Here is a 12,856-nt window from a genome sequence, read left to right on the forward strand (position 1 = left end):
CGCGCTCGGCGCGAACATGCCGCTGGTGCGGTCACTCCGGTCGCTCGGTTGCCGCGTCGATCACGACACAGGCACCGAGGCTGGCGACGACAGCCGGTGACGGCGACGACCGGCGCCCAGGCGAAGGAGGAGCAATGAGCAACGACGTCTCGTCATCCGAGCGGCGGCCGACCGCCAGCCAACTCGCGTTGTATCTTGCCGAGCAGACGGCCTTCTGGGCCGGCGGCCTGCAACACTGCCGGGCGGTCCTGGTAGCGGGTGACGTGGTCCTTGCCGCCCTGGCCGCCGCATGCGCAGATCTCCAGCGTCGATACGCCGCGTTGCGACGCCACTTCCGTGACGTCGACGGAGAACCGCTGCTGGTTTCCAGCGATGGATGGCCGGTGGAGTTCATCGCCGGTGCTCCACGATCGTTGGGCGCCGCGCTCAAGGTTGCCGCGGTCGACGCGAGCCGTCATTTCGACCTGGACGACCGACCTGCTATCAGGGTTGGCGTGTATCCGGTGGAGGGCGGCAGGACGCTGGTGGTGCTGACCATCCACGCCGCGGTGGGCGGCCGGTCCGTGGCAGCGCGGCTGCTCGACGAGCTGGGTCAGCGGTATCCGTTAGCACTCGCCGGCCCGCCCTGGCCGTCGAACGACATGCCTGCCGTGGAGCAGGGCGGCCCGGGCCGCGTCGTCGGGAGTGTCGCCACGCTCGACGGCGTCTCTCGTGCCGTGCTGGCACACAGGCCGATCACGTGGCCCGTCAGCCGTGGCCGCGGGCGCGGTCATGGCCGGTCGATCACGACGGCCTGGTGGCTGGAGGAGAGTCACACCGCCCTCCTGCGGGCGTTTGCCGACCGCGTGGGCGTCTCCGTGGCCACAGTCCTGCGGAGTGCCCTACGCATCCTTCTCTTCCGTGAGACCGGCGAGCGGGACATCCTGCTCGGCTCACCCAAACCCACCCGCATCGGCGACGTTGCTGTCGCAGCCGACGACATCCAGATCTTGCGACACGCTCTCGACCCGCACACCTCGGTCGTCGACACGGTCCAGGCCGAGCACACCATGGCGACGCAGCCGGTCGACCACCCCGACGTGCTGAATGCGGTGCTCTCGCGGGCGCTGCGACCGGAACAGAGCGACGGGCTCGAAGTCCAGGTCGGCTTCCGGTGCGACACCGGAGCCGAACCGCCCATCACCTGGGCCGGAATGGTGGCACGGGACATCGACCTGCCGGTGGCGCACTCACCGTACGAACTCGAATGTGCCGTTACCGTCGGTGACGACGGCATTGTCGGCGAGTGGCGAGGCGCGGTCGGGCTGTTCGACGAGCAGACCCTCGATCGGATGGGGCGCAGCTACTCGACCCTGCTGCATGGCCTCGTACAGTGCCCGGCCAGGCCGATCGGCGAGCTCGACGTGATCCACCCGACCGACCGGACGCGGCTGGCCAAGTGGGAGGCCCCGACCTCGGGCGCGAGCGGTGAGGACACGCTTGTCGAGCTGGTCGGTCGTTGGATCCGGCGGACGCCCGACCGGCCGGCGGTGGTGATGGCCGACGTCGTGCACACCTACTCGGAGCTGGACGCCGCGGCGACCCGGATAGCAGCCGCGTTGGGCACGCTTCGACTTCCGCCCGAATCACCGATCGGCATCCTCGTCGCCCGTCGTGTGGAGCTGCCGGCGATCCTGCTCGGAGTTGCCCGAGCCGGTTTGGCCGCCGTACCCATGGATCCGGACCATCCCACCGAGCGCCTGTCCTACATCGTCGGCGACAGCGGATGCGGCGGGGTGATCACCGATGGCGCCCTGCCAATCGAACGGGTGACAGCGCTCGGCGTACCGGTGGTGTCGCTGTCCGACCTGCTGGCGGCCGACCCGGCACCGCCCGGCCGACCGCCGCACCCGGATTCACTGGCCTACGTGCTGTACACCTCCGGATCCACCGGACGTCCGAAGGGCGTCGCGGTGACCCATCGCGGCCTGGCCAACTGCCTGGTCGCCACCCGGCAGCTGCTCGATTTCCAGCCGACCCAGTCGCTGCTCGCGGTGACCACGATCTCCTTCGACATCGCGATGCTGGAGACGTTCCTGGCCCTGACCAGCGGCGGACGGACGATTCTGGCGACCAGCGCCCAGGCACGCAACGGAGCGGAGTTGCAGGCTGTCCTGGCACGGCATCGGCCCGACGTCATGCAGGCCACGCCGATGACCTGGCGCATCCTCTTCGCGACGGGTTGGCCCGGCGACCCGGAGTTGATCGTGTCATGCGGAGGCGACGTCGTCTCGCCGGAGTTGGCCAGCCGGTTGGTCAGCTGCACGAAGGAGTTCTGGCACACCTACGGGCCCACGGAGGCCTCGATGTACGCGGTGTGCGAACGGCTGCCGCGAGACCCGCAGATGTCCATCGTGCCGGTCGGTCGCCCGTTGCCCGGTGTCTGGCTGCGCATCCTCGATGCCGCAGGTTCGCCCGTGCCGCCTGGTGTGGTCGGCGAGCTCTATCTCGGCGGTGTCGGTGTGGCGCGGGGTTACATCGGTGCCCCGGCGCAGACCGCCGAGCGCTTCGTGCCCGATCCGACCAGCGAAGGCGGCCGGCTCTACCGCACCGGTGACCTCGCCCGGTGGCGCGCCGACGGTCGGCTGGAGCTGCGAGGACGCAACGACCGTCAGGTCAAGATACGCGGGCATCGCATCGAACCGGACGAGATCGAGAGCGTCCTCAGCGGGCACCTGGACATCGCGTTCGCCGCGACCGTGGTGGCCGGCCACGATCGCGACAGCAGGAACATCGTGGCGTTCCTCCAGCCACGACAGTCAGGTGCCGTCCAGGACCTGGTGAGCCGGGTCGCTGCGCATGCCCGCCAGGCGTTGCCGGCGTACATGGTGCCGTCCTCGTACGCCCTGCTCAGCACGATGCCACTGACCGCGACCGGCAAGATCGATCGGGCGGCACTGGCCCGTATCAAGCCACCGCGACGCAACGTCGTCGAGAGCGATCCGGAAGCACGCTGGATGTCCGAGGCATGGCAATACGTTTCCAGGGGCAGCGCCAGCCGCGACGACGACCCTGGTCAGCTCGCCGGAGACCTGCGACTCGCCTGGAAGCTTCGCGCCCACGTACGGCGCGAGTTGGGCGTCCAGCTTCGTCTGGACGACATCGTAGCCGCGGCCACCGCAGCCGATCTGGCACAGCGGATCCGGCAGCTTCGGCTCGCCGCCGGCGTACCGCCGCTGCGCTGGTCTGGTCGTGCGGATAGGTCCGCGCTGGTGCTCCTGCAGGGTGACGAGGCCTGGCCGGCGCAGGCCGTGGCGGATTTCGAGCGCTGGTTCAAGGTGTCGATCCTCGACATCGCCGACAGGCGGCGCCCGCAGGACCTGCCGGCACGGCTGGCGACGGTTGACGCTCCGGGCGCCACCGTGCTGGCAGCGCGCGGTGACCTGGTGACAGTGGCGGCCGACATCGCCCACACCGTCCGCGAGCGGATCGGCGTCGGGCCGAAGGTGCTCGCGGTCGAACCATCCGCGCCGAGCGGACCGCACCCGCCGGGGCATGCGCCGCAGTGGGTGGTGAGCCGCGACCACGCGCTGCTCCGCTCTTGGCGGGCGGCGGCAGAGGACACCGACCTCGTGCTGTTGGCGGTGGACCCGGATGCGCCGACGGACTGGACGATACTGGCATCCGTGGTCGCCGGAATGGGTTGATCAGCACCGCTGACGCAACCTCCGGCAGCGGCGTCGCGACCACGACAATCGGCCGGGATCCGGCAACCGCGAAGTGGTCGACAACGGCACGGAGGGACGACGGTGGAGTCGTGGAGGCGACCAGTCGTCCGCGTTTCGAACGGATGGGCGGAAGACTCCCTTCACCCCGTACGAGGAACTGCGCACCACCATATCCGGCAACGGCGATCGTCGGTAAACCAGAGATGGATGGTCAATGACCGCGAACATGAAAACCGCCGAACACGACCTCCCCACTCCGCCCGAACCGGGGCTCACGCCGGATCAGGTGATAGCGAGGGCCGAGGCGATGGTGCCCGAACTCGTGAAACGCCAAGGTGAGGCGGAGGAACGCGGTTTCTACGCCGAGGACATCCACGAACGCTTCGTCCGAAACGGCTTCTACCGAATTCTGGTGCCCCGTCGTTACGGCGGATACGAATTCGACGTGGAGACCTTCCTGCGCGTCGCCATGACCCTGGTACGGGGATGCGCCTCGACCGGCTGGATGTACAGCCTCGGGGCCTCGCACGCGCTCATGGCCGCGACGTTGTTCGACGAGCGGGCGCAGGCGGAGCTCTTCAGCGGTGGCGACTTCATCTGCCCCAGCACCGCGGTCCCCAGCGGATCAGCCGTCCCCGCTGCCGGCGGCGGATGGACGGTCAACGGCACCTGGTCGTACTGCTCCGGAGCGCCGTACGGAACCCACTTCATGGCACACGCGTTGATGCCCGCGGACAATGGGTACCCCCCGGAGACGCTGCTCTTCGTCGCGCCGCAGGACCAGTGGGTGCGACTGGACGACTGGGGACAACTCATGGGCCTGCGGGGCAGCGGCTCGCACAGCATCACGATGAAGAACAGCCACATCCCCGACCACCTGGCGCAACCTGGCGTGCGGATCGTCGACCACGACGCGACGTCGGGCACGCCGGGCCGGACCCTGCACGGCAACCCGGAGTACGGCGGCACGCAGCATGCCTTCATCAGCCTCCTCAACTGTTCCATGGCGGTAGGCATGGCGCGGGGAGCGCTGGACACGTACGAGGACCTGCTCCGCGACCGGACGACCCTGGTGCCGCCGGTGGTGCCCCGCTATCAGGACCCGGACTACCAAATGTGGTACAGCGAAGCCGTCGGGATGATCGGCACCGCCGAGGGCGCCCTGCTGAGCGCGATCCAGCAGTGGCATCGCACGGCGGCGCAGGGTCCGGCCGCGGCGACCAGGGAGTCGGACCTGCGCCTCTCGGCCGTCTGCCGGCACGCCGCCAACCTGTGTTGGGAAGCGATGTCGAAGTACATCATCCCCACGGCGGGCTCGAGTGCGCTGCGCCAGGGTGAGCGCCTGGAGCGGGTGTGGCGGGACATGTCCACGCTGCGCACCCACGCCGGGCTCTCGATCCTGTTGCCCACGGTCGCCCTGCGCGAGCTCGCCAAGAGCCTGGCGAGCTGAAACCCCACTGCCGCTTTGCCCGTCCGCACCGGTGACGCCGGGCGAACGGGTCGTCCTCCGCCCAGCACGGACGGTCCCCGTTCAGCGCGTGGAGGGTTGTTCGAGCGTGCCACCGCCGGAGTTGGGGCGCGCCCGAACAACCTCGCGGTGTCCGCTGGTGGGAGCGGTCGGGTGCGGGCCACGGCATGGAGGGGTCGACGGCCGCCGGGCGAATCCGGCTTCGCGGCGAACCCGACGTGGTCGGGGACGCCGGCGGCGAAACCGTTGGGCCGGGCGCATCCACGACGCCGTCGGCAGGTCGAGCCGACGGTGGTCCACGCGCTGGTACACAGCCATCGCACGATCTTCGAACGGCCCACAAGCCGCCCCTGGCGGCCGCTCCGGCGGAGCGCGGGAATGGGTCAGCACCGCCCGGCGGGAAACTCCCAGCGCCTGGCGGTGCTGTCCATCGAGGTCAGAGTCGGACGCGGCCGGTTTCGACCGCAGGCACCTGATCAGGATCTCCGGCCGCCTCCGCTGTGACAGCCACGACTGTCAGCCCCGGTCACGACGTCCCCCGTTCAAGTCGCTCGGGCCCGTCGCGGATGATGTCGAGGAAGTGATGCTGGATGTCGTCGACAAGGCTGGCGTCGTGCTTGTCGGTCCGCACCTGGAAGCCGATGTGAAGCCCCTCCGGAGTGGGCGTCACCATGAGCATCACGACGAAGAAGCTCTTCGTGGCAAACGCGGTGCCCTCGGTCACGAGTGCCCCGTCAACGCCACCGAGGCTGAGGCTGGGTGTCGAGTTGTAGTTCAGAGCGACCATCCGGTCGAGCGGGATCGCTCCCTCGGATCCGCTGAGCGCTTCTGCCAGATCCTTCGGGGCGACGAGAGCGTCGCGGGCAGCCATCGCCTGCTGATACGACCCGCGGACTCGCGCGAGCAGGTGCGAGCCTGACCGGGACGGGGCATTCGGGCGCAGCAGAATCGTGCCAACCCGGTTGGTGATGGTCCTGTCGATCACCTCACCGGAGTTGTTCGCGATCGGGACCATCACCGCGAAATCTGGCGACGCACCCGCCCGGACGAGGGACTCCACGTACACGGCCGCGATACCCACGGATGGCGGCATGCCGTTGGCCCGGGCGTAGTCGTTCCAGGACCGCAGGTCCGACTCCGGTACCCGGAAGCTGCGCAGAACGGCCGGACCTGCGGCTGAGTACCGCGAGCCGTCATGTATGAGGGGCACCGTCACCGCCCCGTCGCGATGGCTGGGGAACTGGCAGGCCGGGAGTTCACGGAGCTCGTCGCGCCAGTACTGGCGCTGCGCCTCGATGTCCGACGACGCGAGCTGGTGCCGGAAGTCGCAGGCCATCTCGGCCAGCGAGGCGGTTCGGCCCGGCCACTGCGGCGCCCTCCCGGCCACCCGCGCCGCGTAGGCAACCGGCAGCTCTCTGGTCAGGATGTCCCACGAACGACCATCGAACCCCGAGTGGTCCACGGCCACCCCGAACAGGGTGCGCCCGGTCTGCCCGTTGCGTACGAGCACGCACCGCCAGACCTTCCCCTCGTCGACCCTGAGCGGCGTCCGCATCGCCCGCCTGAGCGCTTCGGTCGCAGCCTTGTCACTGGCCTCCTCGGCCAACCGGTGAAACTCCACCCGCCCCGGATCGGCCGGCACTTCCGCCAGGCCGAGATCCGGCTCGCTGAGGTACCGGGCGTGCAGCGCCTGGTGACGGCGATGGACATCGGTCGCGGCACTCTCCAGAGCGGCCGCATCGATTTCGCCGTCGAACCACCAGGCAATCTCGACCACGATCTTCTGCGGAACAGATTCCGCCTGAATCGGCGAGATGGCCACGAGTTCGTCGCCTTCGGCCCCGGAAGGCCCGGCGGGGACGTCCTGCGCGTTGCTCACCGAGCCGCGAGCGGAGTCGATCCACGCTGCGAGCTGGGCAACGGTGGGAGTCCGGAAGACCTGGGTGAACCTGACACGTACGCCGGTCATCTGCTCCAGCCGGGCACAGGCGACTGTCACCCACACCGAGTCGAGTCCGAGATCGAAGACGGAAGCCGTGCGCGGCAGGCCGGGAACATTGAGCATCTCGGCGAAGAGGCGCTCGACCATGACCTCCGTCTCGCCTTGCGGGCACTCGTCCCCGACAACACCCGACGACGGAGCGGTGTCGGAGGTTTCCAGGGCTTCTTGCTGCGTCATTTCCACTCCTCGGAGGGGATAGGAAGGGCCGGCAACCACGGTTGCCCAGAGGCTGAGGATCGCTCCACCTTCTGCGGCCTCGCACCTCTCTTGTTGCCCAGCGGCCTGCACCGTGCGGTCGCTGACCGAGGCGAGGGCAATCCCTGAGGTGCACCCGGTCGAACCGACTGCCACGTTGGGTTCCGCAAAGCACCTTCAGCTCCGGGCTCACGAATGGGGAAGGGTATGGATTCCAGCTCCGCCCGGGAACAGCTCGCCACGCAAGCCGCTCAGGCGCCGTGCGCGGAGTTGCCCGAACCAGTATTCGCCAACCCGTCGGCCTACCGGGCGCCCGGTACGCCCCGGCAGGAGACGCTCTGTTCGCTGTTCGCGGAGGCCCTCAGCGTGACGAGGGTCGGATTGGACGACAGCTTCTTCGACCTCGGCGGCCAGTCGCTGAACGGGGTCCGGCTGATCAACCTCATCAACAACGCCCTCGGTTTGGAGCTGACGATCGACGAGTTGTTCGACTTTCCCACCGTCGCCGAGTTGGACCAGCACCTCGGGGCCGATCCGGACCGAGCCCTCACTCAGCAGCAGATCGCGACCAGCAGGAGGCAGGCGTGACGACAACCGACGCCGAAGGTCAGGCCGTGACCGTCCCGTTGTCACTGAATCAGGAGTTCAACAGCCTCTTCGACGGGGGCGGCGACGACGGCCCGTTCGGTTGCCGCAACCACGCCGTTTCCGGCTGGCGCATCACTGGTGGTCCCGTCGACAGCGACGTCCTGCGCGACGCGCTGCTCGACGTCGTGACCCGGCACGAGGCACTCCGGACGCGCATCGCCGGGCCGCCCGACGACCGGTACCAGGAGATTCTGCCGCCCAGCCCGGTGCGGCTGGATGTCCGTGACTTCCCGGCCGCTCCCGAGGCGTCCCGCGCGGAGCTGGCCGAGGCGCTGATCCACGAGATCGAGACGGAGACGATAAGCGCGTACGAGGCGCCGTTCCTGCGTGCCACGCTGGCCAGGTTCGATGAGCGCGATGCGGTCCTGATTCTGATGGCACATCACATCAGCGTCGACGGACAGTCCCTGACGGTGATCATTCGGGACCTGGCCAATCGCTACGCCGCCCGGATCGGCCGCAGCGTTCCGGACCTACCAGCGTCCCCGCAGTACCGCGAGTACGGCGTCTGGGAACGTACGGCGGCCGAATCGGCCGCGGCCCGCGAATACTGGCAGCGCCAACTGGACGGCGCCCTCTTCACGGCGATCCCGACCGACCTGCCGCGCTCGTTGGGCCTTGCGGAGTCGACCGCCCGGCATCGCTTTCTGATTCCGGGCGACGTGGTGTCGGCCATCGACCGCATGGCCAGGTCGAACCGAGCCACGCGCTTCATGGCCATCGCCGCGGTCTACCAGCTGCTCGTGCATCGGCTGACCGGCGTCACGGACGTGGTGATGGCGACGTTCACTCCGGGCCGCGGCGGAGGGCTCTTCGACGAGACTGTCGGTTCGCTCTACAACTTCATCCCGCTGCGAACGGACCTCACCGGCTGCAAGACGTACGAGGACGTGCTCAAGCGGACCCGCCGAACGTGTCTCGAGGCCTTCGCGCACGACATCCCGTCTATTCAGATCTTCACCGAAGCGCCTCAACTGATGGGCCCGGTGATGACCGACAACGCGACCGCGATGGTGCTCCAGAGCGTCCCCCTGAACCCGATCGTCGACGCGCCGGGTGACCTGAGATTCGTGCAGATCACCCGACTGCTGAAATCGCAGGAGCTGGCGTCCGCGGTGCCGGACGGCGCGCTGTGGGACATAAACAAGGATCCGTCGGGCGATGCCATCGGCTCCGTCGCCTACAAGCGAAACCTCTTCCGCGAGGACACCATCGTCTCCATGGCCGCAGAGTTCGGCGAGATAGCGCGCCTCTTCAGCGCGTCTCCTGGCGCTTCGGCGGGTCTGCTCTGACCTCCGGCCGGGGGACACCTCGGCCGTGTCTTCCTCGCTCACGACAACGACAGCTTCGTGCAGGGCGAACCGGCACGATGCCAGGAGAGGACGTACTTCGTGACCAGTGATCCGCACAACATGCGGTTCGGCATGTTCATCCCCCAGGGGGGTGATTTCGAGCTCGCGGGCATACCGACGACCGAGCAGTGGAACGTGCTGCGTGATCTTGCCCAGGCGGCCGACGCCGGGCCGTTCGAGTCGATCTGGGTGTTCGACCACTTCATCACCGACCCGCCGTCCGACGAGTCGACGTTCGAGGCGTGGTCGATGATGGCGGCGTTCGCCGCCTGCACGTCGCGGGTGCGGCTGGGGCAGCTCTGCACGTGCATGGGCTACCGCAACCCGGCCTACCTGGCCAAGGTGGCGGCCTGCATCGACGTCATGTCCGGCGGCCGGCTGGATGTCGGCATCGGCGCCGGTTGGTACGAGCACGAGTGGCGCAGTTACGGCTACGGCTTCCCCAGCCTCGCCGACCGACTGGACATGCTCGACGAGGGCGCCCAGATCATGCGGCAGATGTGGAAGACCGGCACGGCCACCCTGATGGGGAAGCACTACCAGATCGACGGTGCGATCAGCCGGCCGCTGCCCTTGCAGGAGGGCGGGATCCCGTTGTGGATCGGTGGTGCCGGCGAGAAGAAGACCCTGCGGACCGCGGCGAAGTACGCGCAGTACACGAACTTCGGGGCCTCACTGGACGGGTTCGAGCACAAGTCCCAGGTCCTGGCCGCGCACTGCAAGGATGTGGGCACCGACTTCGACGCGATCGTCCGCTCGGTCCTCCTCAACGTGACCATCGGTGAGACCGAGAAGGAGGTTGCCGACAGGTTGGCCTGGGTGCGCGCCCACTACGAGCCGCTGTTGCCGGCCGCGCAACTGGAGCCGCTTCTTCGCTATTGGACGGAGGGCCTGATCGGCACGCCGGAACAGATCGTGGAACAGCTGACCAAGGCCGGTCAGATCGGCGTCGGGTACGTGATCGGCAGGTTCATCGACGCGGCCTACGACCGGAGGAGCATGGATCTGTTCGCCGACAGGGTGATACCGGAACTGACCCGCTGACTCGTGGGTGGAACGTGGGTGAGGTTATTCAGGCTGACGCCGGGCACGCGCCTGACCTACGGCGATGGCATCGCCTGAGTAACCTCGCCCACCCGAGCACCCACGGCGCACCCGGTCGAATCAGCAGGTCGTCGAGGTCAACCGCGAACAGCCCTCAGGATGCCCGTTCCACGGCCTGAGGACGACCGGTCGCGCGATTCGCGCCGAACGCGCCGGCGTCCGTCGGACACGGCCGACGTCAGGCGAGGGCTGCTGCCGCCGTAGGCCTGGTCGTCGGCGGCCCTGCCGCCCTGACGCCGTGTGGCACGTGGCCGCGGCCCTCTCGCTGATCGGGATGCTGACAACCGACGATTTCCGGCACAGTGGCTATCATCCATAGCTGCTCTGGCCTCGCCACCGACAAATGGATCGTCCGGTCGGACGGGCGAGCCGGGTCTTCGATTGAGTGAGGTGAGGGGGCGGCGCGTGTCGGCTGGCGGGTTTTCGGCGAAGCGGCTGGTCCGGGTGCGGGACCTGCTCGAGCGTCTCGTTGGCTCCGGCTTCGTTCCGGGCGTCCTGGTAGCCCTTGCCCGCCACGGTGAGGTGCGTGTCGAAGCCACGGGGACCCTCGCGTTCCAGGGTGCGGGCGCGGGGATCCCGATGGCCGGAGACACCATCGTTCGGATGGGGTCGATGACGAAGCCGATCGTCGCCGCGTGTGCAATGACCCTGGTCGAGGAGTGCACGCTGCGTCTGGACGACCCGGTGGACGACCTGCTGCCGGAGCTGGCGGAAATGAGAGTGCTCGCCGATCCCGGTGGGTCGCTGCAGGACACCGTTGCGGCGAAACGCCCCGTAACGCTGCGCGATCTGCTGACCTTCACTCTGGGCACCGGTACGGTCATCGCCAAACCGAGCACGGTTCCGATCGCCGAGGCGCTGGACTCGATCGGCAGGCCAGACCTGGACGGGTGGGTGCGCGGCCTGGGCGCGCTGCCTCTGGTTCACCAGCCGGGTGAGCGCTGGATGTACGACACCGCCGCGGACGCGACAGGTGCGCTCATCGCCCGGGCCACCGGCAAGCCTCTCGGGCAGGCCCTGCGCGAGAGGATCTGCGATCCGCTCGGGATGAGGGACACCGGTTTCAGTGTGGACAGCGCACGTCTCGGCCGGCTCGCGACGGCGTACGCACGTGACGATGGCCCGACCGGCGAGGCGGTCGTCGAGGACCCTCCGGACGGACGGTTCAGCGGGCCGGTGGCCTTCGAGGGCGGTGGTGGTGGGCTCGTCTCGACCGCCGACGACTACCTCGCCTTCGCTTCGGCTCTACTCGCCGGCGGCACCCATCACGGCCAGCGGTTTCTCTCCCGGTCGTCGGTGACCCTGATGGCAACCGACCATCTGAGCCCCGCGCAGAAGGTCGTCTCTGGATTCGAGCCGGGATATTTCGACAATTTCGGCTGGGGTTTTGGGATGTCGGTCGTCACCCGGCGTACGCACCTCGGTCCCTCGGTCGGCAGCTACGGATGGCCCGGCTTCTATGGCACCGCCTGGTACAACGACCCCGCCGAGGACATGGCGACGGTCGTCGTCATGCAGCGGGCGCACATGGGTAATCAGAAGCTGCCGCTGTGGAGCGACTTCTGGACCACCATCTATCAGGCCATCGACGACTGAGTCGGTGATCGGCGAGAAGACCTGGAGAGTGGGGCGTGACCGGCTCCCACGAACCGGCCCACAGCTCTCGACCGGGTCATCCGACCGCCACGGCAGCCCGTTGGCGACCAGCCGACACAGCCGCTCGGCAGGGTGGTGGTTGATCGGTACTTCCCAATCGATCGTGTTAGCGTCTCCCAACAACTTTCGTTACGCGATCAGTTTCGGAGGGCTGATGAAGCCGAGCGAACGCATCGACCGGCGTTACAGCGACGACGAGGGCCGAGTGGTCCCGTGGACCGACGCCGAGGCGAGGTTGGCAGCGACGGAGCTCGCCTGGGTGGTGACCGTGCGGCCGGACGGCCGTCCGCACGCGACGCCGATGGTGCCGGTGTTCCATGACGGGAAGGTCTACTTCCACACCGGCAGCAAAGAGGTGAAGTACGCCAACATCCAGGCCAATCCGCAGGTGCTCGTGCTCGCTGGCGACACCGCCTGGCAGCAAGGCCTCGACGTGGCCGTCGAGGGGACGGCCGTGCCGGTCACCGACGACGCACTGCTGCGCAAGCTCGCCGAGCTCTACCGCGACCGCTGGGACGGCCGCTGGCAGCTCGACATCAAGGACGGCGCCATAGTCTCCGAGCTGCCCGACAGCGAGGTCGTGGCCTTCGAAGTCACACCCAACAGGGCGTTCAGCCACTCCAAGGGCGACCCGTTCAGCCAGACCAATTATCGCCTCTGATCCGGCAACGTCGACGCGACCAGGCAGAGGCACCGTCCGGCTCCTTCCCCCTCCGGCAGCACC

Annotated in this window: 8 protein-coding genes; 7 read left to right on the forward strand and 1 reads right to left on the reverse strand. The window is 68.4% G+C overall.

Annotated features, from left to right (window positions below; all coding sequences use genetic code 11):
- Positions 1-134: 134 nt before the first annotated feature.
- Together DLJ59_RS18435 and DLJ59_RS18440 are read left to right on the forward strand one after the other, a co-directional pair.
- Positions 135-3,686, forward strand: a complete 3,552-nt coding sequence (locus DLJ59_RS18435; RefSeq protein WP_124773878.1) for a non-ribosomal peptide synthetase — start codon at positions 135-137, stop codon at positions 3,684-3,686.
- 235 nt (positions 3,687-3,921) lie between these two features.
- Positions 3,922-5,157, forward strand: coding sequence for an acyl-CoA dehydrogenase family protein (locus tag DLJ59_RS18440; RefSeq protein WP_124773879.1), 1,236 nt, complete (start codon positions 3,922-3,924; stop codon positions 5,155-5,157).
- A 544-nt stretch (positions 5,158-5,701) separates the two neighbouring features.
- Here DLJ59_RS18440 and DLJ59_RS18445 read toward each other — a convergent pair.
- Positions 5,702-7,354 carry a condensation domain-containing protein gene (locus DLJ59_RS18445; RefSeq protein ID WP_244236105.1) on the reverse strand — a complete coding sequence of 551 codons (1,653 nt, stop codon included), beginning with the start codon at positions 7,352-7,354 and terminating at the stop codon, positions 5,702-5,704.
- A gap of 225 nt (positions 7,355-7,579) precedes the next feature.
- On the opposite strand from DLJ59_RS18445, the gene DLJ59_RS18450 reads away from it, so the two are divergent.
- The 5 genes from DLJ59_RS18450 (at position 7,580) to DLJ59_RS18470 (ending at position 12,793) form a co-directional block, all read left to right on the forward strand.
- Positions 7,580-7,960: a phosphopantetheine-binding protein gene (locus tag DLJ59_RS18450; protein WP_208648751.1), complete on the forward strand. Its 381-nt coding sequence runs from the start codon at positions 7,580-7,582 to the stop codon at positions 7,958-7,960.
- Positions 7,957-9,312 carry a condensation domain-containing protein gene (locus tag DLJ59_RS18455; RefSeq protein WP_124773882.1) on the forward strand — a complete coding sequence of 452 codons (1,356 nt, stop codon included), beginning with the start codon at positions 7,957-7,959 and terminating at the stop codon, positions 9,310-9,312. Before DLJ59_RS18450 ends, DLJ59_RS18455 begins: the two co-directional genes overlap by 4 nt.
- A 99-nt stretch (positions 9,313-9,411) precedes the next feature.
- Positions 9,412-10,416, forward strand: a complete 1,005-nt coding sequence (locus tag DLJ59_RS18460; protein WP_244236102.1) for an LLM class F420-dependent oxidoreductase — start codon at positions 9,412-9,414, stop codon at positions 10,414-10,416.
- Between the two features lie 504 nt (positions 10,417-10,920).
- The gene (locus DLJ59_RS18465; RefSeq protein WP_244236106.1) at positions 10,921-12,072 is read left to right on the forward strand and encodes a serine hydrolase domain-containing protein; all 1,152 of its coding nucleotides are present in this window, start codon (positions 10,921-10,923) and stop codon (positions 12,070-12,072) included.
- 139 nt (positions 12,073-12,211) lie between these two features.
- On the forward strand, positions 12,212-12,793 hold the full coding sequence (locus DLJ59_RS18470; RefSeq protein WP_124773883.1) for a pyridoxamine 5'-phosphate oxidase family protein: 582 nt from the start codon (positions 12,212-12,214) through the stop codon (positions 12,791-12,793).
- Positions 12,794-12,856: the final 63 nt, after the last annotated feature.

This window comes from Micromonospora inaquosa, assembly GCF_003857055.1.
GTDB lineage: Bacteria > Actinomycetota > Actinomycetes > Mycobacteriales > Micromonosporaceae > Micromonospora > Micromonospora inaquosa.

Bases quoted from the DNA above. Each gene is read 5' to 3' on its own strand.
- DLJ59_RS18450 (WP_208648751.1), top strand. From the start codon at position 7,580: ATGGATTCCAGCTCCGCCCGGGAACAGCTCGCCACGCAAGCCGCTCAG.
- DLJ59_RS18445 (WP_244236105.1), bottom strand. From the start codon at position 7,354: ATGACGCAGCAAGAAGCCCTGGAAACCTCCGACACCGCTCCGTCGTCG.
- DLJ59_RS18440 (WP_124773879.1), top strand. From the start codon at position 3,922: ATGACCGCGAACATGAAAACCGCCGAACACGACCTCCCCACTCCGCCC.
- DLJ59_RS18435 (WP_124773878.1), top strand. From the start codon at position 135: ATGAGCAACGACGTCTCGTCATCCGAGCGGCGGCCGACCGCCAGCCAA.